The following is a 26,877-nucleotide window of genomic DNA, read 5'->3' as shown; positions in this document are numbered from 1 at the left end:
AATTTCCCCGTCATCGGGACAGAGGCGAACAACTTTCGCAACAATGACGGTGCGGGTCACCCGCGTGGAGCGGGCGGCCCCGGCGCGGTGCGAACGCCGGGGCCGCCCCTGGGGAGGGATTTCAGGAGTGGTCCCTACCCCAACAGGCGACGGTGCGCCTGAGAACGTTACGGGGCCGTCAGCTCCCGGACACTCAGTTCGCCCCCGGCGTAGCGGGAGCGCACCACCTTCTTGTCGAACTTGCCCACGCTGGTCTTCGGCACCGCGTCGATGACGGCCCAGCGCTCCGGCAACTGCCAGCGGGCCACCGACCCGGCGAGGAACTCCCGCAGTTCCTCGGCCGTCGCCGACGCCCCCTCACGGAGCACCACGGTGGCCAGCGGCCGCTCACCCCAGCGCTCGTCGGGCACCCCCACCACGCAGGCCTCCAGCACCGCCGGGTGCGCCATCAGGGCGTTCTCCAGTTCGACCGAGGAGATCCACTCGCCGCCGGACTTGATGACGTCCTTGGCCCGGTCGGTCAGCGTGATGTAGCCGTCCGGCGAGAGGGTGCCGACGTCTCCGGTGCGTAGCCAGCCGTCGCGGAACTTCTCCTCGTCACCGACGTCGTCGCCGACGTACCGGGCGGTCACCCAGGGCCCGCGGACCTCCAGCTCGCCGACCGACGTCCCGTCGGCGGGCAGCGGCTCGCCCAGCGGGCCGACGATGCGGGCCTCGACCCCGGCCGGCACCCGGCCCTGCGTGTAGCGGTAGCGCCAGGCATCCTCGCCGCTCGCCCCGGCCGGCGGGCGGGCCACCGAGCCCAACGGGGACATCTCGGTCATTCCCCAGGCGTGCACGACGTCGATCCCGTGCCGCTCGGCGAACGCGTGCATCAGCGCCGGCGGGCAGGCCGAGCCGCCGACGATCACCTCCTGCAGGGAGGAGCTGTCCACGTCGTGGGTGTCCAGGTGGTCGAGCAGGTCGTTCCAGATGGTCGGCACCGCGCCGCCCAGGGTGGGCCGCTCGGCGGCGATCATGTCGGCGATCGGGGCGGCCTGGAGGAACCGGTCCGGCATGATCAGCGACGCCCCGGAGAGGAAGGCCGCGTACGGCAGACCCCAGGACATCGCGTGGAACATCGGCACGATGACCAGCTCGCGGTCGGTCGGCCCGAGGCCGAAGCCCTCCGGCATGCAGACCTGCAGGGAGTGCAGGTAGATCGAGCGGTGCGAGTAGGCCACGCCCTTCGGGTTGCCGGTGGTGCCGGAGGTGTAGCAGAGCGCGGCGGCGTCGCGTTCGTCCACCTCGGGCCAGTCGTGGACGTCCGGGCGGTCGGCCAGCAGCGCGTCCCAGTGGTGTACGGAGATCCGGTCACCGGCCGCCGCCGTGAGCGGGGCCGGGTCCCCGCCGCCGACCACCACCACGTGCCGCACCGTCGTCATCTCGCCGATCACCCGGGCCAGCAGCGGGATGAGCGTCGAGTCGACCAGCACCACCCGGTCCTCGGCGTGGTTGGCGATGTAGGCGACCTGGTCCGGGAAGAGCCGGATGTTGAGGGTGTGCAGCACCGCGCCCATGCTGGGCACCGCGAAGTACGCCACCAGGTGCTCGGCGTTGTTCCACATGAAGGTGGCGACCCGCTCGTCGCCGGTGACACCGCACTCGTCGCGCAGCGCGTGGGCCAGCCGGGCCGCCATCCGCCCGACCTCGGCGTACGACATCCGGCGCGGCTCGCCGCCCGTCCAGGTGACCACCTCTGCCGTGCCGTGCACCGTGGCGCCGTGCTGGAGGATCCGGGAGACCTGGAGCGGGGCGTCCATCATCGTGCTACGCATGGGTAACAAAGTAGTGTCGCCGGTCACAGGTTGGGAACCCTGGAAAGCCGGTCGGACCCGGACCCGCCCCGTAAATTGTCCGGGTGAGCATCTCCTGGGCCGATTCGTACGTGGGACAGCTGCGCGCGCTCGCCGGTGACCGGACGCTGATGTTCGTCGGCGCCCGCGCCGTGGTCCGCGACAACGCGGGACGCCTCCTGCTGATCCAGCGCTCGGACAACGGGCAGTGGGCCATGCCCGCCGGCGCGATGGAGCTGGGCGAGTCGATCGCCGACTGCGCCGTCCGGGAGGTACGCGAGGAGACCGGGCTGCGCGCGCTGCGGGTCAGCGCGTTCGCCCTCTACACGGGCCCGGACCGCACCCACACCAACATGTACGGCCACACGTACCAGATCTTCACGACCGCGTTCCGCGTCGACGAGTGGGACGGCGAGCTGGCCCGGATCACCGACGAGACGACCGACGCGGGCTTCTTCCACCGGGCGCAGCTGCCGGCCCCGCTCTCCACGAGCGTCGCCGAGACCCTCGCCGACCTGGACGTCTTCGAGCAGACCAACCGCCTGATCCTGAAGTGAGGGCGGCCCTCAGCCGATCCTGACGTGCGGGCCGACCCGCGCTGCTCCTGACGTGAGGGCGGCTCCCGAGGTGAGGGCGGCCCGGTCAGAGCATCGTCTGGCTCTTCGCCTCCATCTCGGCGGCGGCCTCCTGCTTCGACTCCTTGGCCAGCGGCTTGCCGCCGGGTGCCGGGCCCTCGCCGCCGAGGCCGTCCGTGCCGCCCGTGGTGCCGGCCGGGCCCGCGCCGCGCAGCTTCTCGTTCGGCAGCGCCAGGGTGACCAGCACCGCCACGATCGCGATCAGGCCGGTGGTCAGGAAGACCAGGTGCAGCGACTCGACGAACGCCGCCTGGACGGCAGCGCGTACCGGGGCGGGGAGCGCCAGGATGGTCGCCGGGTCGTTGACCGAGACGTCCGCCCCGCCGCTCGCCGCCACCGCGGCCTGCTGCTCCGGCGGCAGGACGGCGATCGCGCCCGGCAGCCGGTCGGCGAGTTCCGAGGTGAGCCGCGACGACAGCACCGCGCCGAGGATGGCGACGCCGAACGAGCCGCCCAGCGACCGGAAGAACGTCGCCGACGAGGTGCCGGCGCCCAGGTCCCGCATCGACACGGAGTTCTGCACGGCCAGGATCAGCGACTGCATGCAGAGCCCCAGCCCGATGCCGATCACGACCATGAAGCCGAAGGCCACCCAGAGCGAGGTGTCCACCTCCAGCCGGGTGAACAGCAGCATGCCGACCAGCAGCACCGCCGCGCCGGCCACCGGGAACCACTTGTACCGCCCGATCCGGCTCATCGCCCGGCCGGTCAGCACCGAGGTGACGATGATGCCGGCCATCATCGGCAGCATCAGCAGGCCGCTGCGGGTCGGCGAGGCGCCCCGGACGATCTGGAGGTAGAGCGGGATGAAGATGATCGAGCCGAACATCACCAGGCCGAGCACGAAGCCGGCCGAGTTGGCCAGCGCGAACGTGGCGCTGCGGAACAGCCGCAGCGGCAGGATCGGCTCGGCCACCCGGGCCTCCTGGAGCACGAAGAGCACGCCGAGCACCGCGCCCGCGACGAAGAGGCCGACGATCACCCCGGAGCCCCAGGCGTACTCGTTGCCGCCCCAGCTCAGCGCGAGCAGCAGGCAGCTCACCCCGGCGACCAGCAGCGCCGCGCCGAGCCAGTCGATCGAGTGGTCGCGCCGGGTGAACGGGATCAGCCGCAGCACCCGGGAGCACACGACGATCGCCAGGATCCCCAGCGGCACGTTGATGTAGAAGATCCACCGCCAGTCGGTCTCGGCGAAGTAGCCACCGACCAGCGGGCCGGCGACCGAGGAGACGCCGAAGACCGCACCGAACAACCCCTGGTAGCGACCGCGCTCCCGGGGCGACACCACGTCCGAGATGATGGTGAACGCGAGCGTCATCAGGCCGCCGGCGCCGAGGCCTTGGACGCCCCGGGTGACGATGAGCTGGGTCATGTCCTGCGACAGGCCGGCCAGCAGCGAGCCGAGCAGGAACGTGCCGATGGAGAAGAGGAAGACGGGGCGTCGCCCGTACAGGTCGGCCATCTTGCCGTAGAGCGGCGTCGAGGCCGTGGAGGCGAGCAGGTACGCGGTCACCACCCACGAGTAGTGGTTGATCCCGCCCAGCTCGCCGACGATGGTCGGCAGCGCGGTGCCGACGATGGTCTGGTCGAGCGCGGCCAGCAGCATGCCGGTCATCAGGCCGAACATCAGCAACCGGATCTGCCGCCCGCCGAGCGCCGGGGCTTCCGTGGTCATCCCGCATCCTTTCCCCGCCCACTCGAAACATGCGTGCGGACGGGCGTGCACCTCGTCGTCGGTCGCGAGGTCGATGGCGCTCCGGGCACCGACCTCACGACCAACGACCGGTCAGCGGGAGGAGTGCGGGCCCTCGGCGAACTCTTCGACGATCCTGGCACAGAAGGCCGGCAGGTCGTCCGGCTTACGGCTGCTGACCAGACCGCCGTCCGCGACAACCTGCTCGTCGACCCAGTTCGCGCCGGCGTTGGCCAGGTCGGTGCGCAGGCTGGGCCAGGAGGTCATCCGGCGGCCCCGCACCACGTCCGCCTCGATCAGGGTCCACGGCCCGTGGCAGATCACCCCGACCGGCTTGCCGGCGTCGAAGAACGCCTTGACGAAGCGCACCGCGTCCGCGTCGGTCCGCAGGAAGTCCGGGTTCGCCACCCCGCCGGGCAGCACCAGCGCGTCGTAGCCGCCGGCGTCCGCGTCGGCCACGGTCACGTCCACGTCGTACGCCTTGGACTGGTCCAGGTGGTTGAAGGACTGGATGGTGCCAGGCCTGAGCGAGACCAGCTCCACCGTGGCGCCGGCCTCCTCCACCGCCTCGCGGGGCTGGACGTACTCGACCTCCTCGACGCCGTCGGCGGCCAGGAACGCGATCCGCTTGCCCTGAAGTGTCGTCGCTGCCATCTCGGTGTCTCTCCTCTCCGGGGTTCCGTCCGTCCCTTCCCGGGGCCCGGTGCCCGAAACCCCTTCCCGGTGGCACCAGGTTTGGCCCGGGTGCCCCGGGGGACCCGGGACGGCATGGCAGGAGGAGCAGCGGAACAGCGCCGGCTCGCAGCAGTGGTGGAGGGCTGGCTGGGGCGTCCCGTCCTGGTCGTCGGCGACGCCATGCTCGACGACTGGCGGTTCGCCGAGTCCGACCGGCTCTGCCGGGAGGCGCCCGCCCCGGTCCTCACCCTGCGCCGGCGGATCTCCGCGGCCGGCGGGGCGGCGAACACCGCCGTCAACGTCGCCGCGCTCGGGGGTCGGGCGGTGCTGGTGGCACCGGTCGGCGCGGACGTCGCCGGCGACGAACTGCACGACTGTCTGGACCGGGCCGGCGTCTGGGACCGTACGGTCAACCAGCCCGGCCGGCCGACGCCGGTGAAGCGACGCATGCTGGCGGGGAACCAGATCCTGCTCCGGGAGGACTCCGGTGACGCCGACGACGCGCTCGACGACGACGGGGTGAGCCGGTTGCTCGTCGCGCTGGACTGCGCCACCGAGGAGCTGCTCGCCGTCGGCGGCGAGCCGCCCACCCTGGTGGTCTGCGACTACGGCTTGGGCGCGCTGCCCGATGCGGTCCGCGCCTGGCTGGTGACCCACCGGGAGCGGTACGCGACGGTCGCGCTGGACGCCCACGACCTGGCCGACTGGCGCGGCCTGGCCCCGACCGTGGTGACCCCCAGCTTCGCCGAGGCGACCCGGCTGCTCGCCCGGGCCGCCGGCGCCCGGCCGGCACCGGGCGCCGGGCTGCACCTGGACCACCCGGACGGCGATCCGGCCGACGGCCCCTCCGAACTCACGGTGGGCGTCTCCCCGGGCGGCGCCTGGCCGCACCAGGACGTCCACCGCTCCGCCGCGACGGACCCGACCGGCAGCGCGACGGACCCCACCGGCGGCAGCGGGGGCGGCACGGCCGGCTCGACCAGCGGCACGGCAGGCCCGACCGGCTCGACCGGCGGCGCGGCGGGCCTCGCCGGACTCGGGGCGACCGGCGAGCCGACGGCCGGCGAGGGTCGGGTGGCGATGACCGGGGACGGGCTCACCGTGACCGGCACCGGCGTCACCGTGAACGCCACGGCCGGCGAGGGCGTCGACCGGGCCGTGCTGGCCGAGTCCCGCCTCGCCGAGCTGCGCGCGCACACCGGCGCGGACGTGGTGGCGGTGACCCTGGACACCGACGGCGCGGTGGTCGGCGGGGCGGACGGCGAGCCCCGGCGCAGCCACAGCACCCCGGTGCCGGCCAGCCACGCGGTCGGGGCGGGCGACGCGTACCTGGCGGCGATGACGCTGGCGCTGGCCGCCGACGCGCCGCTGCCGACCGCCGCCCAGCTGGCCCAGCTGGCCGCGACCATCACCGTCTCGGACACCGGCACCTGCGTGTGCCGCCGGGAGGACCTGCTCGTCGCGCTGGACGCGCCGGTCGACGGGGCGGCCCACCGGGCGCTGGTCGGCACCGGCGAGCTGGCCGCAATCGTCGCGGAGCACCGCCGGGCGGGCCGCGCGATCGTCTTCACCAACGGCTGCTTCGACGTGCTGCACCGCGGCCACGTGCGCTACCTGGAGCAGGCCCGCGCCCTCGGCGACCTGCTGGTGGTGGCGGTCAACTCCGACGGCAGCGTACGCCGGCTGAAGGGCCCGGACCGGCCCGTGAACCCGGTCGAGGACCGGGTCGCCCTGCTCGCCGCGCTGGCCTGCGTCGACCACGTGGTGGTCTTCGAGGAGGACTCCCCGGCGGGGCTGATCGAGACCGTCCGCCCCGACGTGTACGTCAAGGGCGGCGACTACCCGCCGGAGATGGTGCCGGAGGCGCCGCTGGTGCGCCGGCTGGGCGGGCAGGTCCGCACCCTCGGGTACGTCCCCGACCGGTCCACCTCGGCGATCATCGACCGGATCCGGGCGCACGGTCAGGAGCCCCAGGAGGACCCCTCCCTGACGAGCAAGCCGTCGTGAACCGCCCGCTCGATCTCGGCACGGCCGGAGGGTTCCGCGCGGATCGGCTGCTCGACGTGCTGATCCCGACCCGCAACCGCCCCGCCGAGCTGGCGGTGACCCTCTCCGGGCTGGCCGCCCAGGAGGGCGTGCCCGGCTTCGGGGTGGTGGTCAGCGACCAGTCCGACGGCGACGCCGCGTACCGGCACCCGGCGGCGGCCACCATGGCCCGGGCGCTGCGCCACCGGGGGCACCCCGTCCTGCTGACCCGTCGGCTGCCCCGGCGCGGGCTGGCCGAGCACCGGGCGTACCTGCTGGCCGCGTCCGCCGCCCGGTACGTGCTCTGCCTTGACGACGACGTCTGGCTGGAGCCGGGCACGCTGCGCCGGCTGGTCACCGCCATCGAGGAGCTGGCGTGCGGCTTCGTCGGCAACGCGGTGCACGGGCTGTCGTACGCCGACGACGTCCGGCCGGAGACGCACCGGCACTACGAGGAGTGGACGGGTCGGCCCGCCCCGGAACGGATCCGGCCGGGCACCCCGGAGTGGGACCGGGCGTCGATCCATTCGGCGGCGAACCTGCTGCATGTCACGCGGAAGCTGGACCTGCCGCCGGGTGCCTGGCGGGCGTACAAGGTCTCCTGGATCGGCGGCTGCGTGCTCTACGACCGGGCGAAGCTGGTCGACTCCGGCGGGTTCGACTTCTGGCGGCGGGTGGACGAGAAGCACCAGGGCGAGGACGTCGCCGCCCAGCTCGCCGTGCTGGCGCGCTTCGGCGGCGCCGGCGTCCTGCCCAGCGGCGCGTACCACCTGGAGTCGCCGACCACGGTCACCGACCGGGACGTGGAGGCGTGGGAGGTCATGCTCGCCGAGGAGGAGACGGCCCAGCCGGCCTGAGGCCGGCGCGGGCAAATCCCAACGCGCGGCCCGGCGGGGGCAACAGCCGGTTGCGACGCTGGGCGACACCGCGCAGGGGCGTTCAGGGGGCGCCGGGCTCCGGGCGGAGCAGCTCGCGGGCCGCCTCCACGACCTCGACCACCGGCACGTCGGTGACGAAGGAGTCCCGGTGGGGGCACTCGCCGTCGCCGGGGCGGTGCGGATAGATGCCCGGGGTGCAGTCGACCCCGCAGACCGGGCAGAGCACCGTCCACGAGCTGATCGGCCGGTGCCGGCCGCGCAGCAGGTTCGCCACCGTGATCAGGTTGCCGACCCAGTAGATGCCGACGGTCGCGGTGCCCACGGCGGCGGCCAGGTGCAGTGGCCCGGTGTCGTTGGAGACCACCAGCTCGCAGCCGGCGTAGCAGCCGGCCAGCCCGCCGAGGCTGAGCGTGCCCACCTGCGGCCGGAGGGGCACCCCGGCCGCCGCGACCACCCGGTCCACCACCTCCTGCTCGGCGGGGGTGCCCGTGACCAGCACCTCGTACCCGTCGCGGACCAGCTCGCGGGCCACCTCGGCGAAGCGTTCGGCGGGCCACCGCCGGCGGGTGTCCGTGGCGCCGGGGTGCAGCGCCACCCTCGGCCGTTCCGCCGGGCCGAGCACCTCGGCCGCCTCGGCCCGGTCGGCGTCGGTCACGGCCAACGCCGGGACGATCGTGGTGGCGCCCGCGCCGACCAGCCCGGCCACCTCCAGGTAGCGGATCACCTCGTGCTGGTAGTAGACGTACCGGATCCAGCGGTCCAGTGGTGGCGCGTCCTCGGCGCGCAGCCCGGCGGTGACCCGCGCGCCGAGGGCGCCGACGAACGGGTTGGAGTTGGCGCCGCCGCCGTGCAGCTGCAACGCCAGGTCGAAGCGTTCCCGGCGGGCCGCGGCGAGGAAGTCGTCCAGCGCCCACTCCGGCTCGCCCGGATCGGCACCGCGGATCCCCGGCGCGGGCGGCACCACCAGCACGCGGTCCACCGGCCCGGGCCGGTCGCGCCAGAGCTTCGCGTGCCACGGCGCGCCGAGCAGCACGATCTCCGCCTCCGGGTACGCGGCCCGCAACGCGTCCAGCGCCGGCAGGACGAAGATGAAGTCGCCGAGCGCGTTGGCGCGCAGCACGGCGATCCGCTCGACGTCGGGCACGCGCCCGGTGGCCGGGCCGAGCAGGTTCGCGGTGACCATTCGGCTCGTTACGGCCGGTCGGTCTCGTCGAGGGCGATGTCCGGGCGGTGCATCTCCCGGTCCGCGGCCGGGTCGACGACGCCCGGCGTACCCCCGTCGGGGCCGGCGGAACGGGGGCCGGTGCGGCCGACGGTGATGGTGCGCGGCGCGGGCCGGGCGGCCCGGGGCAGCCGCACCCGGAGCAGGCCGTGGTCCATGACCGCGTCGATGGTGTCGGGGTCCACCCGGGACGGCAGGTCGACGCGGTACTCGAAGCCCCGGGTCTCGAAGCCGCCGGGGATGCCGTGGTCGGCGTTGACCTCGGCCTCGGAGCGGGCCCGTACGCAGAGCTCGCGGTCGTCCAGCTCGACCGCCACCTCCTCCGGCGCCACCCCGGGCAGCCGCACCACGACCTCCCAGCCGTCGGCGGTCTCGGCCAGCTCGACGTCCGGCGGCCCGGTCCGACCGCCGACCAGCCGGCGCAGCTCCGAACGCAGGGACTGGAGCTCACCCATCGGGTCCCAGCCCTGCTGCCGGCCGCGCCAGCCCCGCCCGGACCCGCCGCTCTGCTCGCTCATGCCGCCCCTCCGCTGATGGCTCGCTCGCCGCGCTCGCTCATGCCGGCCCTCCGCTACGCTCCGCGCCGCCACGAGGCACCACCGCACTGAGTCTCATGGCTCGCTCGCTGCGCTCGCTCATCGCGCCTCTCCGATCCGCTGGGTGGCCGCCGGGGGCCGCAGTGAGCTGGGCGCGTCCAGCCCGGCCTCCCGGTCCACGCCGACGCCGAGCCGGTCGACCAGCTCCCCGCCCAGCCAGGCGCTGATGCCGAGGATGGCCAGCGCGACCACCTCGATGGCGATCAACGCGCCGCCGGCCGCCCGGGAGTCGGCGTTGAGCCGGACCACCCAGATCGCGGCGAAGAGCAGGATCACCGCCACGTTGGCGGCGGCGTGGGTCAGCGCCACCCGCTTCGCGCGGGTCGCGGACGGGATGGCCAGCAGGTCGAACGTCCCGGCCGCCGCGGCCAGCAGGCCGCCGACCAGGCCGACGGTGATGTTCCAGTACGCGACCTCGCCGAGGAAGTCCGGCCCGCCGACGGTGTCCACCAGGTCGAACAGGACCGCGGTGACCAGCAGGCCGACGGGGAACATGACCAGCATCGGGTGGACGGGATGGCCCAGTACCTTGAGTCGGCTCTCCATCGGGCCTCCACTGCTCGGTCTCTCCGGGCGGGTCGGGTGAGGCGGTACCCCCGCCCCGGAGGGACAAACCTCGCGCTGGTCTCGCTCCCCTAGGCTGGCGGGCGGCGGCCACGCCGCCACCGGGGTCAACGCACGGGGGAAGGATCACGTGACGGTGGAGATCACCTCGCACGAGGAACTGCGCGAGCTGCTGGGGGCGCCGGTCCCACGGGCGCTCACCAAGGACCGGCCCGTCCTGCACGCCCGGGACCGGGACTGGCTGGCCGCGTCGCCGTTCTGCCTGGTGGCGACGGCGGGCGCAGACGGCAGCTGCGACGTCTCGCCGAAGGGCGACCCGCCCGGCTTCGCGATGGTGCTCGACGACCGGACCATCGCCATTCCGGAGCGGCCCGGCAACAAGCGCGCCGACGGCTACCGCAACATCCTGGACAACCCGCACGTCGGGTTGATCTTCCTGATTCCCGGCCGCACCGACACGCTGCGGATCAATGGCCGGGCCAGGCTGGTCCGCGACGCCCCGTGGTTCGACGACATGATGGTCAAGGGGCACCGCCCGGTCCTCGCCGTGGTGGTGGAGATCGAGCAGATCTTCTACCACTGCGCCAAGGCGTTCCTGCGCTCCCAGCTGTGGCAGCCGGAGAGCTGGCAGCCCGACGCCCTGCCGTCCCGGGCCCGGCTGATCAAGGAGGTCGAGAACCCGGCCGAGAGCCTGGCCGACCTGGAACGCCACTACGGCCCGGCCTACCTCAGCACGATCTACCGCTGAACCCGCGAACTACCGGCCACGGTCAACGTCGCTGACGCCTCCATCTCGCCGGGGCACCGGGAACCCCGACCAAGCCCCGAACCGCCCGAAAGCCCCCGAACGGCCCGCTATGCCCGGTCCCGGCGGCCAGGCTTGATCCCCTGCGCCAGGCACGCCGGGCCACACCCCGTCGATGCCCGCTCGCCGTCCTCGGCTCACCCTCCATCCCGGGCCGCGCCCGCCCTGCACCCCTGGCACCCACCTGCCCGCCTTCCCCCGTAGCGTCCGGTGATCAGGACGGCGTGGACGTTTCCCGGCCGTTGTGGGTACATGACGCCCTGATCACGGCCGGTGGTCCAGGGTCGCGTCTCATGATCCGTTGACGTGGGCCCGGGCCGCAGGGCAGCGGGGAGCCCGGCGGAGCGTCAACCGATCATGAGTGCCTCCCGGCGGCACCGGTGGTTCCTGGTACGAAACCGTCCGCCGTGGGCCGTCTCGTAGCAAGATCCCCACCCGGTTGCGCCTCGGCCCCAGATGCGGATGGTGTCCGGTTGCGCCTTGGGTGTCGGGTGCGGCATGGGCGGGCGGGCGTCATGGGGTCTCGATCGGGGCCGGTGTCCGGTTGCGGGTGTGGCCGGGGGCATCGTGGGGGCGGAATCGTGGCCGGGGCGGGGTCGTTACACCCTGCGTACGACCGAGCAGGACCGCGCCGCCGCACGGATGGTGGGGCCCGGAATGATGGCGGGCCGGCGGTCGTTACACATGGTCCGGCCGACGTGAGGGCATCCCCCGCCCCGCGAACAGCCCGGATCCTCCCGGCCGACACGGCCAATCTGATCCCCCGGCCGACACGGCCGAGCTGTCTTTCCTTCGGCGAGACGCCGGAGAACTCCCCTGAGTTTCGTTGAGCGCCGCACGGTGCTTGCACCCACACGAGCCGGATCCCCCTTCGGTGTGGGTGCCGACCCCCGAATGGAGCATCTTGATGAACACGTTCATTCGTAACAGCGTTCTTGGTATCGCCGGTCTGGCGTTCGCCGGTGGTGTGGCCGCCGGCCCGATGACCGACACCACCCACACCCCGAGCGTGGACGCGACGGCGGTGGCGGTGGCGGTGCGGGCCGACAAGCCGGACATGGGCAAGCTGGTGCCGCATGGTGTGCAGGGTGCGCAGTCGCGTATCGAGCTGTCCGACGAGCAGGTCGGCAACGTCAAGGCGATCATCGCGGCGACGAAGAAGGCCGGCATGGACGAGCGGGCCGCGGTGGTGTCGATCGCGACCGCGTTGCAGGAGTCGAAGTTGGAGAACCTGGGTCACCTGGGTGAGCGCAACGACCACGACTCGCAGGGCCTGTTCCAGCAGCGTCCGACCTCGGGTTGGGGCACCGTCGAGCAGATCACCGACCCGGAGTACTCGACCACGGCGTTCCTCAAGGCCCTGAAGCAGGTCGACGGGTGGCAGGACATGCCGCTGACCGAGGCCGCCCAGACCGTGCAGGTCTCGGCGTACCCCGACCACTACGCCCAGTGGGAGCAGCAGGCCGCCGACCTCGTCGCCGAGCACTGGAACAGCTGACACACGACCACCACAGACTTTCCACCACAAGGGGATCGCTGGCCGGCACCCGAACCCGGGGTGCCGGCCAGCGGCACATCCACGGCCGCCGCTGCCCTGAGCCCCGATCCCGTTGCTAAAGACAGCTTTATAAAGATAACTTTAGCGTATGTCACTGCCCGAGGTGAAGCTCTCCGACCCCAAGGCCCTGCGCGGTTACGCGCATCCGCTGCGGATGGCCCTCATCGGGCTGCTGCGCCAGCACGGCCCGATGACTGCCACCCAGACGGCCGAACGCCTCGGCGAGAGCGTGCCGAACTGCTCGTTCCACCTCCGGCAGCTCGCCAAGTACGGGCTCGCCGAGCGGGTGCCCGGCGCCGACGCCCGGGAGCGGCCCTGGCGGGCCACCGCACACAACACGTCCTGGGACGACGCCTCCGACGACCCGCAGGTGCGCGCCGCCACCGACGCTTTGAGCGCGACGCAGCTCGCCCTCTACACCCGCCGCGCCGAGGAGTTCCTCGCCCGGCGCGCCGACGAGCCGGTGGCCTGGCGGGCGGTCACCGGGTTCACCGACCGGCCGCTCTACGTCACCGCCGACGAGATGGCCCGGCTGACCGAGCGGATCGAGACCCTGCTCGCCGAGTACGACGACCGGGTCACCGACCCGACGAGACGGCCGGCCGACAGCCGCAAGGTCACCCTCGTGCAGATGGCCGTCCTCACCGACCCACCGCCGGTGGCAGCCCCCGCCGGCCCCGCCGCCGAGGCGGGCCGCCTGCGCGGCGAGCCCGCCGACCCCGCCGCCGAGGCGGGCTTCCCGCCGGACGGGTCGGCCGACGACGAGCCGGGCAGCCACCGGTGAGCGGCGGAGCCACCGTCGCCCCGGACACCACCCCGCCCGGCGGCCCCGCCCGACGCGGTCCACTGCCGCGACTGCTGCGCGAGCGGGTGTTCCGCCGGTACTGGTCGGCGCAGACGGTGTCGTACTTCGGCGACGAGATCTCCACTCTGGCCCTGCCGCTGCTGGCCGTGCTGGTGTTCGACGCGACCCCGGCCGAGATGGGCTACCTGACGGCCGCCGCGCTCGCCCCGAACCTGCTCTTCCCGCTGCTCGCCGGCGCCTGGGTGGACCGGCACCCGCACAAGCGTCGGGTCATGATCCTCACCGACCTCGGTCGGGCGCTGCTGCTCGTCGCGGTGCCGGTCGCGCACCTGCTCGGCATGCTCACGATGGCCCAGCTCTACGCGGCGGCCTTCGCCGTCGGCACGCTCGCCGTGTTCTTCGAGGTCGCCCGGGGGCCGCTCTTCGTGTCCATCGTGGCCCGACCCGACTACGTGGAGGCGAACACGCTGATCAACGGCAGCCGGGCGATGTCCCTGGTGGCCGGACCGAGCATCGGTGGCGTCCTCGTGCAGGTGCTCACCGCCCCGATCGCCCTGGTCGCCGACGCGCTGTCGTACGTCGTGTCCGCGTACTTCCTGGGGCGGATCCGGCCGACGGAGCCGGCGCCCGCGCGCGGCGGCGGACTCGCCCTCGGCGCCGGGCTGGGGTTCATCGCGCGGACGCCGATGATGCGCGCGATCCTGCTCGGCACCACCACCGTCAACCTGTTCAACTTCATGTTCATCGCGCTCTTCGTGCTCTACGCGACGCAGGAACTGCACCTCGCGCCCGGGCTGCTGGGCGCGGTGCTCGGCGCGGGCGCGGTCGGCGGGCTGATCGGCGCGACGCTCACCGGCCGGCTGGTCCGCCGCTTCGGCGTCGGCCCGGCGCTGGTCGCCTCCTTCGTCCTCTTCCCCGCTCCCCTGCTGCTCGTCCCGCTGGCCGGCGGGCCGACCCCGCTGGTGCTCGGGATGCTCTTCGCCGCGGAGTTTCTCTCCGCCGTCGGAGTGATGATGCTCGACATCGTGGGCGGCTCGGTGCAGACCGCGCTCACCCCGCAGGCGCTGCTGGCCCGGGTGACCGGGGCCCGGCGCACCGTCAACTACGGCATCCGGCCGATCGGCGCGCTGCTCGGCGGCGCGCTCGGCAGCACCCTCGGCGTACGGCCCGCGCTCTGGATCGCGACGGCGGGCGCGCTCGCCGGGGTGCTGTGGGTGGCCTTCTCGCCGGTCCGCCGCCTGCGCGGGCTCCCGGAGCAGGCCGACTGACCGGCCGGGCCGGGGTCGCGCCGCGGTCGTCCGATGTGGTGTCCCGACAGGTCCGGCGATTGAGCGTCCCAGCCGGGGGTAGGAGTTTGGTCGACGAGGACGGCTCTCCCCACCGAACGAGAGCGGTTCGACCTGACGAGGAGGATTGCCATGACCACGAAGGTCGAGAAGTCCATCGAAGTACAGGTTCCGGTCAGCACCGCCTACAACCAGTGGACGCAGTTCGAGGAGTTCCCCCGCTTCATGGGGGGCGTGCGCGAGGTGCGCCAGCTCGACGACCGGCGGATGCACTGGGTCGCCGAGATCGGTGGCGTCCAGCGCGAGTGGGACGCCAAGGTCCTGGAGCAGGTGCCCGACCAGAAGGTGGCCTGGGCGGCCACCGAGGGCGTGACCAACGCCGGGGCGGTCTACTTCCAGCCCGTCGGCACCGACCGCACCATGGTCCGGCTGCACCTGGAGTACGAGCCCGAGGGCCTGCTCGAGAAGGCCGGCGACAAGCTCAACATCGTCGAGCGGCAGGCCGAATCCGACCTGCGGAAGTTCAAGACGTACATCGAGGAACGGGGCGTGGAGACCGGCGCCTGGCGAGGCACGGTCGACAGCGGCCTCGGTGTCGGCACGCCGGGCGTCGAGCACGCCGCCGCGACCCGCGGCGACAGCGGTAGCGCCGGGGTGTCCGGCAAGGCCGTGGCGGCGGGCGCCGCCGTGGCCGGGGCTGCGGCGGCCGGAGCCGCCGCGGCCGCGAAGCGCCACTCCGACAACGACGACCGGCCGGCCACCACCACGACCGACACGGAGTACGTGGTGACCGAGGTCGAGGTCGTCCCGGAGACCGGCACCGCCGGCTACCCCCCGCACCGAACCCTCTGATCCAGCTTCACCACGCCTGCCCCTGTCAGCGGACGGCCCGGGTCCTCGCGACCCGGGCCGTCCGCTCGTCCCGGGTCCGCTCGGCTGGCGTCAGTGCGCCTCCGCGAGCACCGTCCACAGGTGGCCGTCCGGGTCCGCGAAGGTGCCCGTGTAGCCCCACGGCTGCGGACCCGGCTCGACGACGACCTCCGCGCCGGCGGCCCGGGCCCGCCCGACGAACTCGTCGACCTCGGCCGGCGTCGCGGCGGGAAGGTTGACGACGCACTCGCTCTGCCCGCGTCGGGCCACCTCGCGGCCACCGATGGCCCAGCCGAAGCCGCCGGTGGGCACCAGCATGACGCGGAGACCGTCGTTGAGCGCGTACTGCAGGGGCTCGGGGACGCCGTCGTCGGCCGGCTCGCCGACGGCGTCCAGGCCGAGTCCGTCGGAGAAGAAGCGGTACGAGGTCGGACGATCGGCGATCGGCAGGGCGACGACGACGGGTGCGTACTGCATCAGGCTGCCTCCAGAGGGCTGACGACTACGTACGGTCAGTGTGTATGCCGCCGGGCGAACCCAAGGGTTCCCACCCGACATCGGGCGCGCGAGTCAGGCGCTCCAGCCGGTGGGATTGCTGCCGGACTCCCGGGAGATGCCCGAGCCGGTGTCCGGCCAGCCGCCGAACCGCTCCTCGTGCGGGTGGGCGAAGAAGTAGCACATGGCCTCGCACTCGCCGTCGGGCACGGCCACGGTGGGATCGGCGGTCACCGCCTCGTAGAACCCGCGCCCGAGCGCGACGATGTGCCCCCGGCAGTAGAGGAAACCGTCGTCGGAGCCGTCGGTCACCTCGTGCACGTCGGCCCGGTCGATGTCGTGCAGCTTGCGCTCGACCACCCGGTCCAGGTCTGTCAGCTCCTGGCTGGACAGCCCGGCGGTGAGCTGGCGGAGGCTGTCGAGGAACCGGTCGAGCCACGCGTCGATGGCGTAGACGCCCTCGTCGTCGGCCTCGGGGTTTCGGGTCAGGAGCGCCCGCCGGAGCGCCGCGGGCTCGTCGCCGAGCCGCTCCCAGGCCGCCTCGACGAGGGCCCAGAACCTGGCCTCGTCCTCGACGCTCGGCACCCGCAGGCCATCCACCAGATCAGTCACGCCGGGAGGGTAGCGACCACGACCGACAGGAAATCGTCGTCTACCCACGTACCCGTAGCTCCCGGCCCGGCCGCCAGCGGCAGGGTCGCGTCACCGCCCGGTCGGTCCGGGTGCGACGGGGTCAGCGACCGTCGTCCCGGGCGTGCCGACCGCCCGCGACGGGCGCCGCCGCGACCGCACCCTGCTCCGTGTGCCGAGCGGCCCGCTCGAAGACCAACTGCCCGAACAGCCCGCTGGGCCGGCCGCAGTCGCCGCACAGGAAGTTGTCGTCCAGTCGACCGCCGCCGCAGTGGTCGCAGCGGCCCCGGTCGCGCGGGTCGTGGTACGCCCGCAGCGCCTCCACCAGGGCGCGGGCGACCGGGGCGCTCAGCGCCAGCCTCGACTCCACGCCGCGCAGGCCGACGACCAGCTCGCCCTGCGGCGGGGCCGCCGGATCGAGCGCGTCGACACGGGCCACGAAGTCACGGAGAGCGGCCAGGACGTCATCGGGTGCGGACATGGATCGACCGTACGACACGCGTCCTCGACCCGGCCGGCCGCCGCGTGCAAACAGGGCTGTCCGGTGACGACCTGACCGCGATGGCCAACGGGCTGGACGCTGCGCTGAGAGGCGTGGCACGCGTTGTACGGTGCGGAGCGCGGGCTTCCTGGCCTACTTCGGTTCACTGCGGTCGTACGAGGAGTTCCTTACCTCGTTCGGGACACCCGACAGCGTCGAACGCAATGAGGTCTACGGCGACCTGTTGGGATGCGGCGGATCTCCTCGTCGGGCAGTCGTAGACCGTCGATCTCTGAGGAGGGCCGGGGTTCGGGGCGGAGCCCTCGAGGTCTTCCAGGTCTTGTCGTCCGTCAGCGCGGCCGGCCGGTGTGGTCGACCTCGGAAAACGGCGAAGCCCAGGTCGTTGACCTGGGCTTCTGTACCGAGCCGCCTGACGGAATCGAACCGTCGACCTACGCATTACGAGTGCGTCGCTCTAGCCGACTGAGCTAAGGCGGCAACGATCGTCAAGTGTACGGCACGACCCACCCCGCAGCCGAACGGGATCCCCACCCCGCCCGTCGAGCCGGACTTCCGACCCCGAACCGTCGTCCGCCGGACAGCGACCGCGGCGGGCCGGGACTACGCTGCGGCGGGTGAACGACGATCGCGCCCCCGACGTGGATCCGCAGGACGGCGCGGCGGGAAGCGCGCACGCGAGCGAGGCGGCCGGCGGGCGGGCGGCGCGTCGACCGCGCGGCATCGACCCCCGGGAGCTGGGCTTCACGCCGCGCAAGCCGGTGCCGTGGCTCGCGCCGTTCCTGCTGGTCAGCACCGGCATCCGTACGCTGCTGGCGATGCTCTTCGGGGCGTACCTGGACAAACGGGAGCTGCAGAACTCCCTCGACGCGGGCATCGCGCGGCAGGTCGGGCCGGACGGCGGTCTCTGGCTGGACTACGTCGCCGACCTGGGCGACGGCTTCAACGCCACCTACTCGGTCGCCTACCTGATCGCCCAGCCGGAGCTGGAGGTGGACGGGCACCGGCTGCCCCGCGCGCAGACCCTGGTGATGGGCGGCGACCAGGTCTACCCGTCGGCGGCCTTCGAGGCGTACGAGGACCGGTGCAAGGGGCCCTACCAGGCGGCGCTGCCGGTCACCCCGCCCGAGCGGCCCACGCTGTTCGCGGTCCCCGGCAACCACGACTGGTACGACGGCCTGACCGCCTTCCTGCGGCTCTTCGTCCGGTCCCGGGACCGGCACTTCGGCGGCTGGGACACCGGCCAGTCCCGCTCGTACTTCGCGGTCGAGCTGCCCGCCGGCTGGTGGCTGCTCGGCCTCGACGACCAGTCCGGCTCGTACCTCGACGATCCGCAGCTGACCTACTTCGACCGGGCCGCCGAGCGGCTGGGCCCCGAGAGCCGGGTGATCCTGGCCGTGCCGGCGCCGACGTGGGTCAAGGCCGTCGACCACCCCACGGCGTACGACTCGATCGACTACTTCGTCCGCACGATCGTCGCGCCGACCGGGGCGCAGGTACGGCTGCTGATCTCCGGCGACCTGCACCACTACGCGCGGTACGCCGGCCCGGACCGGCAGCTGATCACCTGCGGGGGCGGCGGCGCGTACCTCTACCCGACGCACAAGCTCCCGGAGCGCATCGAGGTGCCGCCGCGCGACACCCTCGCCCGGCGGGCCAGCGCCTCCCACCCGTACGAGCTGGCCGGCCGCTATCCGGACGCCGCCCGCTCCCGGCGGTACGCCTGGGGGATCTTTCCCCGCCTGCCGCTGCGCAACCCGGGGTTCACCACCCTGCTGGGCACCCTGCACACGCTGCTGATGCTGGCGATGGCGGGCGTCGCGACCAACCCGAGCGGGACGGACCAGCGGCTGTTCAGCGTGCCGCTGATGGCGATGCTGATCGTCACGATGCTCGCCGCGGCGTTCTTCGCCAAGCCGCCCAGCTCCGGCGGCAAACGGCACGCCCGGCACTGGATCCTCGGCGTGGGCCACGGCCTGGCCCAGATCGGGCTGGCCGCCGCCGGCACCTGGGCCTGGCTGGGCCTGCCCTTCTACGACTGGCCGTGGCCGCTGCCGGCCGTCGCCGCGGCGGTGCTCTACGGCCCGGTGAGCGGGCTGGTGGCGAGCCAGTTGGTGGCCGCGTACCTGCTGGTGGCCGGCGCGTTCGGGGTGAACGTCAACGAGCTCTTCGCCGGGCAGGGCATCGAGGACGCGAAGGCGTTCCTGCGGCTGCGCATCGACCCCGACGGCACCCTGACGATCTACCCGATCGCCGTCGACCGGGTCGCCCGCGACTGGCAGGTCAACCCCGACCGGGCCCCCGAGTCCTCCTGGCTGGTTCCGAAGCAGCCGCTGCGGCCCCGCCTGGCCGAGCCCCCCACCACCCTCACCTGACGGGTCAGGAGGTGTAGTGCTGGTCGTGGGCCTGGCGGGGGCCGCAGACCGAGGCGCGGGAGCAGGAGCAGCGGGAGCCGTCGGCGTCGAGGCGCACGGTGACGGAGTCCCGGGGAACGCTGTGGCCGACCACCCGGCCGTCGCCCTCCGGCGTCGACACCCGCGTGCCGATCGCCGGGGCGGACTCCTGGAACCGCTGGTACAGGGGATGTTCGTACTTGAGGCAGCACATCAGCCGGCCACACGCGCCGGAGATGCGCAGCGGGTTGAGCGGCAGGTCCTGGTCCTTCGCCATCCGGATGGTGACCGGCTCGAAGTCGGTGAGGAAGGTGGCGCAGCAGAGGTCCCGGCCGCAGGAGCCGATGCCGCCCTGCACCCGCGCCGAGTCCCGGGCGGAGAGCTGGCGCAGCTCCACCCGGCAGTGCAGGGTGGCGCCGAGGTCCCGGACCAGCGCGCGGAAGTCGACCCGGTGCGGGGCGGTGAAGTAGATGGTGCTCCGCTCGCCGCCCCCCTCGGCGGCCCCCAGCACGTGGTCGATCGCCACCACCTTCATCGGCAGGGCGTGCTCCCGGATCAGCCGCTTCGCCGCGACCTTGGCCTCGGCCTTGCGGCGGCGCACCGTCTCGTCGCGGCGCAGGTCCTCCTCGCCGGCCAGGCCGGCCAGGCGGGGGAAGCCCCCGGTCTCCTCGGTGACCCACTGCGCGGCCCAGACGCACTCGGCCACCTCGGGCCCGTCGTCGGTCGGCACCAGCACCTTGTCGCCGACCTGGGGGCGCAGCTCGCCCGGGTCCAGGTAGTAGAGGCGCCCGTACCGCTGGAAGCTGACCGCGCAGAGCATGCCCATGCCTCACACCCTACGACGCGCGGGCCGGGGCGGCCCGGCCGGCCGTCGCCGCCCGACTACAGGGCGCAGTCATCCGCGCCCGCCGAATCAGCCCGGTCCGACGCGCTGCGTGCCGGCGCGGCCGGACCCCGGCGCTCCGACGCGCTGCGCGAAGAGCCTGCCCACACCGGCGCGTCACCAGCCGACGCGGGTGGGGGTGTCGTAGCGCGGGCGTTCGGCCACCGGCGCACGCCAACGGGACTCGGCGAGGCTCGGCGCCCACTGGCGCAGCAGGGTCTCGGCCCCGTCGTACGCGACGCAGAGCACCGCCAGCACCCGCGTGGCGATCTCGGCGGCCTCGGTCCCGCCCGGCCCCGCCGCCCCCCGCTGCTCCGGCCCGCCGGTCGGCATCGACGTCGCGGCGACCACGGTCACCGCCTCGGCGCAGCGGAGGACGTCGGCCAGCGCCCGGGCCAGCGCGAGCCGGCTGCCCTCCACCCAGTCGGCGAGCGCGTCGGCGTAGCCGGCCGTCGACTCCAGCCGCCCGACCAGGCTCTCCGGCCCCTCGTCGAGGTGGCGCAGCAGGGCCGCCCGGGCCTGCCCGTACGACGACGCGGCCGGGCCGGACCAGAGCAGCGGGTCGGTCAGCGCGGCGCTGACGTCGTCGTACCCCCGGATCAGGCGGCGCGCGGTGTGGCCGGCGGCGGCGAGCGGTGCCGGATGCAGGTCGAGGAAGTTCCGCACGGCCTCGCCCGGGAGCACCTGCATCCGGCGCAGCAGCGGCCACACGCGGTGGCCCTCGGGGGCCCCGGCGGCGAGCAGCGTGTCCACCCGGCGGAGCAGGTCGAGGCCGGGCTCGGCGAGCCGGTCCAGCGCGTCCATCACGCCTCCCCGGTCAGCCGGTGCCGCGCGGCGCGGTCGACGTCGGCGTAGTGGTCGGCGGCGGCCCGGACGGCCGCCGCGGCGGCGGCCAGCCGCTGGGCGGCGACGTGCGCCTCCCGGGCCCGGTCGCCGGTGGCGGCGGTCCACTGCCGGTGCAGGGCCCGCCCGATCTCCCCGGGCCGGCCGGGGGCGTCGGCGCCGAACGCGGCCTGCGCCGGATCGCCGGCGGTGACCGTGCGGGACACGGTGGTCATGGTCTCGCTCGCCTCGTCGAGCCGGGCGGCGAGGGCGCGCAGGCTCTCCATCTCACGCTCCCGCCAGCGGCCGGTAGGCGGCGAAGGTCTCGTTGTGCAGCTTCTCCCGGGCCCACTGGGCGGCGTCGGCCGCCGCGGTGACCGCCGCCTGCACCGAGCCGGCGACGTCGCGGGGGTTGCGGGTGTGCAGCGGGCCGAGGAACCGCACGTCGGTGATCCGCCCGCCGGCGGTGACCACCACCTCGACCAGCCCGTCGGGCGATCGGACGGTGACCTCGACGGTCGACACCGCCTGGTCGAACTCGGCCTGCAGGGACTCGATCCGGCGGTAGCGCCGCACCGCCTCCTCGATCCAGGCCTCGTCGATCTCCCCCCGCGGCATCGGCGGACTCCTCCCGGACCAGGCAATCACTGTGCGTGCCGCCACCGTCACCGCGGCACACCGGACCGTACCGCACAGCAATCGCGCCTGTCGATGCCTGTGGACGGCCGGTCCGGCCGGCGGGACCTCCCGGGGGCGGGTCGACCGCCGGAGGCCCGGCTCGGCCGCCCCTCGGCGGAGGGTTCGGAGGGCTCAGCCCTTCCAGAGCGAGAGCATCATCGCCTCGACGGCGATGCGGGGCTTGACGTTCGCCTCGATCGCCGCCCGGCACTCCAGCACCGCCTCCAGGCGGCGCAGCGCCCCCTCGGCGTCCCACTTCTGCGCGCCCGCCCCGGCCAGCGCGGCGGTGTCGGTGTGCACCGGCGCCACGGGGGCGCGCAGCGCCATGGTGAGCGCGTCCCGGTAGAAGCCGGCCAGGTCCACCAGCGCCCGGTCCAGCGCGTCCCGCTGCGCCCGGGTGGCCCGGGACTTCTGCCGCTTCTCCAGGTCCTTCAGCTGCCCGGCGGCGCCCCGCATCGCGCCGGCCGCCCCCCGCCCGGTGCCGCCGGCGCCGAGCGCGGTCTCCAACGCCGCCCGCTCGGCCGCGTCGGCCTCCGCTACGGACGCCTCGGCCTCGGCCTCGGCCGCCTCGATCAGCGCCGACGCCGCGTCGAACGCGGCACCCACGCCGGTCAGCCGGCGCGGCACCGCGAGCACGGCCTCCCGGCGCTTGCGGGCCTCCGGGTCGCGGGCCAGCCGGCGGGCCCGTCCCACGTGTCCCTGCGCGGCCGCCGCCGCCCACCGCGCCACGTCGGGTGCGACACCGTCCCGGCGGACCAGCACCTCGGCCACCGCGTCCGGCGCGGGCTGCCCCAGCGGTACGAGCCGGCAGCGCGACCGGATGGTCACCGAGATGTCGTCCGGGTGGGTGGACGGGGCGCAGAGCAGGAAGACCGTGCGTGGCGGCGGCTCCTCGATGGCCTTGAGCAGCGCGTTGCCGGCCGCCTCGGTGAGCCGGTCGGCGTCGGAGATCACCACCACCTGCCAGCGCCCGCCCGACGGGGTGCTGGCGGCGCGCAGCACCAGCGCCCGCATCTCGTTGACGCCGATGGAGAGCCCCTCCGGCACCACCATCCGGACGTCGGCGTGCGTGCCGGTCATCGTGGTGTGGCAGCCCGGGCACTCGCCGCAGCCGGTGCCGTGCACGCACTGGAGGGCGGCGGCGAAGGCCCGTGCCGCCACCGACCGGCCCGACCCGGGCGGTCCGGTGAAGATCCAGGCGTGCGTCATCCCCGCACCCGCGTCGACGACGGCTGCCGGCTGCGCGCCGTCGGACTCCTCGGCGAGCGCGTCGAGCTCGTCCCCGGCGGCGGTCGTGGGCCCGACGGCGGCGGCACGCAGCACGGCGGACGCCGCGGCGGCGGCACGACGCAGCGTGTCGACCGCCTCGTCCTGCCCGACCAGGTCGGCGAAGACGTCGGGCATCAGGTCCGGTGCTCCATCGGTACCAGCTCCGATTCGGATAACTCCGGCTGCACCGAGGTGTCCGGCCCGTGCGCGGGGCGCGGGTGCACGATGCCGCCGGGGGCGCCGAGCATCTCCTCGATCCGCCGAACCACCTGCCCGGTGATCTCCTCGACCGGGCGGGACGCGTCGAGCACCAGGTAGCGCTTCGGGTCGGCGGCGGCGAGGTCGAGGAAGGCGTACCGGACCCGCTCGTGGAAGGCGACGGACTCGGCCTCCACGTGGTCGGCCGCCTCGGCGCGGGCCGCCACCCGGGCCAGGCCGGTACTCGGGTCGACGTCCAGCAGCACCACCAGGTCGGGCTTGAGCCCGCCGGTGGCCCAGGACGAGAGCCAGGAGACCTCGTCGACGGGGAGCGTCCGCCCCGCCCCCTGGTACGCCAGGGACGAGTCGACGTACCGGTCGCTGATCACCACCGCGCCCCGGACGAGCGCCGGCCGGACGACGGTGGCAACGTGGTGCGCCCGGTCGGCGGCGTAGAGCAGCGCCTCGGCGCGCGGCGACGGCACGTCGGAGCCCGGCGCGCCGAGCAGCAGCGACCGGATCCGCTTGCCGACGGCGGTGGCCCCCGGCTCACGGGTCACCACGACGTCGCGCCCCTGCCCGCGCAGCCGCTCGGCGAGCGCGGCGAGCTGGGTGGACTTGCCGGCGCCCTCGCCGCCCTCGAAGACCACGAAGAGGCCGGCGGAGACGAACGGTTCGGCCGGCATCAGCGGGCGGCCCCGGATCGAGCCCCAGAGGTCGGCCAGGACGGGGACGCCCTTCTTGTCGTCCATCTGCCCGAACGCGCTGATCCCGGCGAAGATGCCGGCGGCGCCGGCGGCGAGCAGCAGCAGTCGGGTGGACGAGATCGACACGCCCAGGTCGGCCAGCTCCAGCCGGCGCGAGCCGCCGACGCCGGCGAGCAGGCTGCTGAGGCCGATCGCCAGGATCAGCACCAGGCGGGTGCCGATCTGCACCACCGCGAAGACCCGGCCGCGCACCTCGTCGGCGATCTCCCCGCCGAGCAGGGTGGTGCCGGAGAGGAAGGCCATCCCGGCGCCCGCGCCGACCAGGATCGCGCCGACCATGGCCATGGAGAGGTGGATGGCGAAGGCCAGGGCCATCACCGAGGCGCTGGCCAGCACGATGCTCATGCCGAACCAGCGCCGCCGGGACATGTCCTTGACGATCATCGGGCCCAGCCCGATGCCGAGCGCGAGGCCGATGAAGATGGCGCCGAAGAGCAGGTAGAAGGCGGCGTCGCCGGCGCCGAGCGAGGTGGCGAAGAACTTGGCGGTGCCGATCACGATGCCGCCGCCGGCGAACGCGCCGAAGATGCCGAGCACCAGGCCACGGACCAGCGGGGTCTGGCCGATGTAGCGCCAGCCCTCCTTGAACTGGCGCAGCATGCTCTGCTCGGTGCGGTCCCGCTCGTCGGCCTGCCCCTGGCTGATCTCCTTGATGCCGTACGCCACCACCAGCGCGGTGGCCAGCCGGGAGAACGCGTTGAACCAGAGCGCCAGCTGGGCCGGCTCGGCCCAGTCCGGCGTCTCGCCCCCGGTGGCCGCCCGCACGGCGCCGTCGAGCGCGGCGAGGATCAGCGCGGCGAGGACCGGCGTGAGGCCGTACGTGGTGATCAGCGTGAGCTGGTTGGCGGCCTCCAGCCGGGCGCGCGGGATCAGGTTGGGGACCGCGGCCTCCTTGGCCGGGATCCAGAGCAGCGTGAGCGACTCGATCAGGAAGGTGGCGATCGCCGCCCAGGCGACCACCGCCCCGCCGGGGGCGCCGAGCAGCGCGGCCAGCGGGATCGAGGCGAAGAGCAGGAACCGCAGCACGTCGCAGATGACCATCGTCCAGCGCCGGTCGAAGCGGTCGGCCAGCACGCCGGCGATCGGTCCGAGCACCAGCGCCGGCAGCAGCCGGATGGCGATGACGCCACCGAAGGCCGCGCCCTTGGCGGTGCTCCCCTCGACCTGGGAGGCGGCGAAGACACTGGTGGCGAGCAGGCCGAACCAGTCGCCGAAGGAGGCCGCCCCGAGCACGATCCAGAGCCGGCGGAACGGGGTGATCCGCAGCACCGAGCGGATGCCCGCGTAGCCGGACGGGTCGGCCCCGGGCTTCTCGGCGGCCCCGGGCGGGTTCGAGGACGGCGACGCGCCGGGCGACTCGCCGTTGAACTGGCTTTCGATGGCCGTACCTCCACGTGCCGGCCCATCGCTGGGCAGTCCCGGTGGAACACTCTAGACCCGGCGGGGACCTGCCCCGCCGCGACATTCTCCTGTTCGCCGAGCCTAGGCCGCCGCGACCACCGCCCGCAGCCCGGACAGACGCGAGGGTATTTCGCATTGACCGCCAGACAGTTAGCGTGCACACGTGGCCATCGAAAGCGACGAAATTCGTGAGCGCCTCGACCGGGCGACCGCGCACCTCGACCCGCCGTACGCCGTCGTCGACCTCGCGGCCTTCGACGGCAACGCCGCCGCGCTGGCCGACCGGGCCGCCGGCAAGCCGCTCCGGATCGCCAGCAAGTCGGTCCGCGCCCGGGACCTGATCGGCCGGGCGCTGTCGCGACCCGGCTGGCAGGGCGTGATGGCCTTCACCCTGCCCGAGGCGAGCTGGCTGGTCCGCGCCGGCGTGACCGACGACGCGCTGGTGGCGTACCCCACGGCCGACCGGGGAGCGCTCGCCGCACTCGCCGCCGACCCGTCGCTCGCCAGGGCCGTCACGCTGATGATCGACGGCACCGACCAGCTCGACCTGGTCGACGCCGTGGGTCCGCCCGGGCGCCGCCCCGAGCTGCGGGTCTGCCTCGACCTGGACGCCTCCTGGCGACCGCTGGGCGGGCGGGTGCACGTCGGGGTGCGCCGCTCGCCGGTGCACAGCGCCCGGGCGGCCGGCGCGCTCGCCGCCACCGTCGCGGCCCGCGCGGGCTTCCGGCTGGTCGGACTGATGGCGTACGAGGCGCAGATCGCCGGCCTCGGCGACGCGCCGCCCGGGCGGGCGGTGCTCGGCTCCGCGATCCGGCTGGCCCAGCGCGGGTCGTACCGCGAGTTGCTGGCCCGCCGGGGCGCGGCCGTGGCCGCCGTACGCGAACACGCCGACCTGGAGTTCGTCAACGGCGGCGGCACCGGCAGCGTGGCCGCGACCAGCGCCGACCCCGCGGTCACCGAGGTCACCGCGGGGTCGGGCCTGTACGGGCCGACGCTGTTCGAGGCGTACCGCGCCTGGCGCCCCACCCCGGCGGCGGCCTTCGCCTGCGCGGTGGTCCGCCGTCCGGGGCCCGACCTGGCCACCGTGCTCGGCGGCGGCTGGATCGCCTCCGGCCCGGCCGAGGACAGCCGGCTGCCCCGGCCGTGGCTGCCGGAGGGACTGAAGCTGATCGGCACCGAGGGGGCCGGCGAGGTGCAGACCCCGCTGGCCGGCACGGCGGCCGGCGCGCTACGGGTCGGCGACCGGGTCTGGTTCCGGCACGCGAAGGCCGGCGAGCTGTGCGAGCACGTCAACGAGTTGCACCTGGTCGAGGGGGATGCGGTCGTGGCCACCGTGCCCACCTACCGGGGCGAGGGCCACGCCTTCCTCTGACCCGGCGGCCCGCACCGCGGGCC

At 74.1% G+C, this 26,877-nt stretch carries 24 protein-coding genes, 1 tRNA gene and 1 pseudogene; 10 read left to right on the top strand and 16 right to left on the bottom strand.

Annotated elements, in window-relative coordinates; all coding sequences use genetic code 11:
- Positions 1-167: 167 nt before the first annotated feature.
- Complete coding sequence (locus tag AB0G13_RS12620) at positions 168-1,817, bottom strand: fatty acid--CoA ligase (protein WP_357872827.1); 1,650 nt, start codon at positions 1,815-1,817, stop codon at positions 168-170.
- A gap of 83 nt (positions 1,818-1,900) precedes the next feature.
- Here AB0G13_RS12620 and AB0G13_RS12615 point away from each other — a divergent pair, with 83 nt between their 5' ends.
- A complete protein-coding gene (locus AB0G13_RS12615; protein WP_357872824.1) occupies positions 1,901-2,392 on the top strand; it encodes an NUDIX domain-containing protein in 492 nt (163 codons plus the stop codon).
- A gap of 85 nt (positions 2,393-2,477) precedes the next feature.
- Here AB0G13_RS12615 and AB0G13_RS12610 read toward each other — a convergent pair whose 3' ends face one another.
- Both AB0G13_RS12610 and AB0G13_RS12605 read right to left on the bottom strand, forming a co-directional pair.
- Positions 2,478-4,145, bottom strand: a complete 1,668-nt coding sequence (locus tag AB0G13_RS12610) for an MDR family MFS transporter (RefSeq protein ID WP_357872822.1) — start codon at positions 4,143-4,145, stop codon at positions 2,478-2,480.
- A 111-nt stretch (positions 4,146-4,256) separates the two neighbouring features.
- The gene (locus AB0G13_RS12605; protein WP_357872818.1) at positions 4,257-4,817 is read right to left on the bottom strand and encodes a type 1 glutamine amidotransferase domain-containing protein; all 561 of its coding nucleotides are present in this window, start codon (positions 4,815-4,817) and stop codon (positions 4,257-4,259) included.
- Positions 4,818-4,931: 114 nt separating this feature from the next.
- Between AB0G13_RS12605 and rfaE2 the strand changes: the two genes are divergently transcribed.
- Positions 4,932-6,845, top strand: coding sequence for a D-glycero-beta-D-manno-heptose 1-phosphate adenylyltransferase (rfaE2, locus tag AB0G13_RS12600; protein WP_357872816.1), 1,914 nt, complete (start codon positions 4,932-4,934; stop codon positions 6,843-6,845).
- Positions 6,842-7,720 carry a glycosyltransferase family A protein gene (locus tag AB0G13_RS12595; RefSeq protein WP_357872814.1) on the top strand — a complete coding sequence of 293 codons (879 nt, stop codon included), beginning with the start codon at positions 6,842-6,844 and terminating at the stop codon, positions 7,718-7,720. The genes rfaE2 and AB0G13_RS12595 overlap by 4 nt, the downstream gene beginning before the upstream one ends.
- An 82-nt stretch (positions 7,721-7,802) precedes the next feature.
- Here AB0G13_RS12595 and AB0G13_RS12590 read toward each other — a convergent pair whose 3' ends face one another.
- The 3 genes from AB0G13_RS12590 to AB0G13_RS12580 all read right to left on the bottom strand — a co-directional run bounded on the left by AB0G13_RS12590 (position 7,803) and on the right by AB0G13_RS12580 (position 10,105).
- On the bottom strand, positions 7,803-8,924 hold the full coding sequence (locus AB0G13_RS12590) for a glycosyltransferase family 9 protein (RefSeq protein ID WP_357872811.1): 1,122 nt from the start codon (positions 8,922-8,924) through the stop codon (positions 7,803-7,805).
- A gap of 8 nt (positions 8,925-8,932) precedes the next feature.
- The gene (locus AB0G13_RS12585; RefSeq protein WP_357872808.1) at positions 8,933-9,481 is read right to left on the bottom strand and encodes an Hsp20/alpha crystallin family protein; all 549 of its coding nucleotides are present in this window, start codon (positions 9,479-9,481) and stop codon (positions 8,933-8,935) included.
- A 117-nt stretch (positions 9,482-9,598) separates the two neighbouring features.
- Positions 9,599-10,105 carry a DUF2231 domain-containing protein gene (locus AB0G13_RS12580; RefSeq protein WP_357872806.1) on the bottom strand — a complete coding sequence of 169 codons (507 nt, stop codon included), beginning with the start codon at positions 10,103-10,105 and terminating at the stop codon, positions 9,599-9,601.
- A 148-nt stretch (positions 10,106-10,253) separates the two neighbouring features.
- On the opposite strand from AB0G13_RS12580, the gene AB0G13_RS12575 reads away from it, so the two are divergent.
- The 5 genes and pseudogenes from AB0G13_RS12575 to AB0G13_RS12555 all read left to right on the top strand — a co-directional run.
- Positions 10,254-10,871, top strand: coding sequence for a pyridoxamine 5'-phosphate oxidase family protein (locus AB0G13_RS12575; protein ID WP_357872804.1), 618 nt, complete (start codon positions 10,254-10,256; stop codon positions 10,869-10,871).
- Between the two features lie 964 nt (positions 10,872-11,835).
- A complete protein-coding gene (locus AB0G13_RS12570) occupies positions 11,836-12,426 on the top strand; it encodes a hypothetical protein (protein WP_357872801.1) in 591 nt (196 codons plus the stop codon).
- A 148-nt stretch (positions 12,427-12,574) separates the two neighbouring features.
- Complete coding sequence (locus tag AB0G13_RS12565; RefSeq protein WP_357872798.1) at positions 12,575-13,270, top strand: helix-turn-helix domain-containing protein; 696 nt, start codon at positions 12,575-12,577, stop codon at positions 13,268-13,270.
- 62 nt (positions 13,271-13,332) lie between these two features.
- A complete protein-coding gene (locus tag AB0G13_RS12560; RefSeq protein ID WP_357872925.1) occupies positions 13,333-14,559 on the top strand; it encodes an MFS transporter in 1,227 nt (408 codons plus the stop codon).
- A gap of 150 nt (positions 14,560-14,709) precedes the next feature.
- Positions 14,710-15,159: pseudogene (locus AB0G13_RS12555) on the top strand (SRPBCC family protein); the annotation flags it as partial.
- Positions 15,160-15,519: 360 nt separating this feature from the next.
- Here the strand turns inward: AB0G13_RS12555 and AB0G13_RS12550 are convergent.
- The 4 genes from AB0G13_RS12550 to AB0G13_RS12535 all read right to left on the bottom strand — a co-directional run bounded on the left by AB0G13_RS12550 (position 15,520) and on the right by AB0G13_RS12535 (position 17,551).
- Entirely contained in the window at positions 15,520-15,924 is a 405-nt protein-coding gene (locus AB0G13_RS12550) for a VOC family protein (RefSeq protein ID WP_357872795.1), read from the bottom strand.
- Between the two features lie 93 nt (positions 15,925-16,017).
- Positions 16,018-16,554 carry a DUF4240 domain-containing protein gene (locus tag AB0G13_RS12545; protein WP_357872792.1) on the bottom strand — a complete coding sequence of 179 codons (537 nt, stop codon included), beginning with the start codon at positions 16,552-16,554 and terminating at the stop codon, positions 16,018-16,020.
- Positions 16,555-16,675: 121 nt separating this feature from the next.
- Complete coding sequence (locus tag AB0G13_RS12540; RefSeq protein ID WP_357872789.1) at positions 16,676-17,053, bottom strand: hypothetical protein; 378 nt, start codon at positions 17,051-17,053, stop codon at positions 16,676-16,678.
- 424 nt (positions 17,054-17,477) lie between these two features.
- Positions 17,478-17,551: transfer RNA gene (locus AB0G13_RS12535), tRNA-Thr, on the bottom strand.
- A 137-nt stretch (positions 17,552-17,688) separates the two neighbouring features.
- Between AB0G13_RS12535 and AB0G13_RS12530 the strand changes: the two genes are divergently transcribed.
- Positions 17,689-19,446, top strand: coding sequence for a metallophosphoesterase (locus AB0G13_RS12530; RefSeq protein WP_357872786.1), 1,758 nt, complete (start codon positions 17,689-17,691; stop codon positions 19,444-19,446).
- Between the two features lie 4 nt (positions 19,447-19,450).
- Here AB0G13_RS12530 and ricT read toward each other — a convergent pair whose 3' ends face one another.
- The 6 genes from ricT to tmk all read right to left on the bottom strand — a co-directional run bounded on the left by ricT (position 19,451) and on the right by tmk (position 25,350).
- A complete protein-coding gene (gene ricT / locus AB0G13_RS12525) occupies positions 19,451-20,290 on the bottom strand; it encodes a regulatory iron-sulfur-containing complex subunit RicT (protein ID WP_357872784.1) in 840 nt (279 codons plus the stop codon).
- A gap of 174 nt (positions 20,291-20,464) precedes the next feature.
- The gene (locus AB0G13_RS12520; RefSeq protein ID WP_357872781.1) at positions 20,465-21,151 is read right to left on the bottom strand and encodes a hypothetical protein; all 687 of its coding nucleotides are present in this window, start codon (positions 21,149-21,151) and stop codon (positions 20,465-20,467) included.
- Complete coding sequence (locus AB0G13_RS12515) at positions 21,151-21,456, bottom strand: hypothetical protein (RefSeq protein WP_357872778.1); 306 nt, start codon at positions 21,454-21,456, stop codon at positions 21,151-21,153. The genes AB0G13_RS12520 and AB0G13_RS12515 overlap by 1 nt, the downstream gene beginning before the upstream one ends.
- A 1-nt stretch (position 21,457) precedes the next feature.
- Positions 21,458-21,787 (bottom strand): YbaB/EbfC family nucleoid-associated protein, encoded by a 330-nt coding sequence (locus AB0G13_RS12510; RefSeq protein WP_091624089.1) that lies wholly within the window; start codon positions 21,785-21,787, stop codon positions 21,458-21,460.
- A 192-nt stretch (positions 21,788-21,979) separates the two neighbouring features.
- Positions 21,980-23,251, bottom strand: a complete 1,272-nt coding sequence (locus tag AB0G13_RS12505; RefSeq protein WP_357872775.1) for a DNA polymerase III subunit delta' — start codon at positions 23,249-23,251, stop codon at positions 21,980-21,982.
- Positions 23,251-25,350, bottom strand: a complete 2,100-nt coding sequence (tmk, locus tag AB0G13_RS12500) for a dTMP kinase (protein WP_357872772.1) — start codon at positions 25,348-25,350, stop codon at positions 23,251-23,253. Before tmk ends, AB0G13_RS12505 begins: the two co-directional genes overlap by 1 nt.
- A 295-nt stretch (positions 25,351-25,645) precedes the next feature.
- Here tmk and AB0G13_RS12495 point away from each other — a divergent pair, with 295 nt between their 5' ends.
- On the top strand, positions 25,646-26,854 hold the full coding sequence (locus AB0G13_RS12495; protein ID WP_357872769.1) for an amino acid deaminase/aldolase: 1,209 nt from the start codon (positions 25,646-25,648) through the stop codon (positions 26,852-26,854).
- Positions 26,855-26,877: the final 23 nt, after the last annotated feature.

Origin of the sequence: Micromonospora sp. NPDC023633 (assembly GCF_040640035.1) — a bacterium.
Taxonomy (GTDB): Bacteria; Actinomycetota; Actinomycetes; order Mycobacteriales; family Micromonosporaceae; genus Micromonospora.
This window is presented reverse-complemented; position numbering and strand designations above follow the sequence as displayed.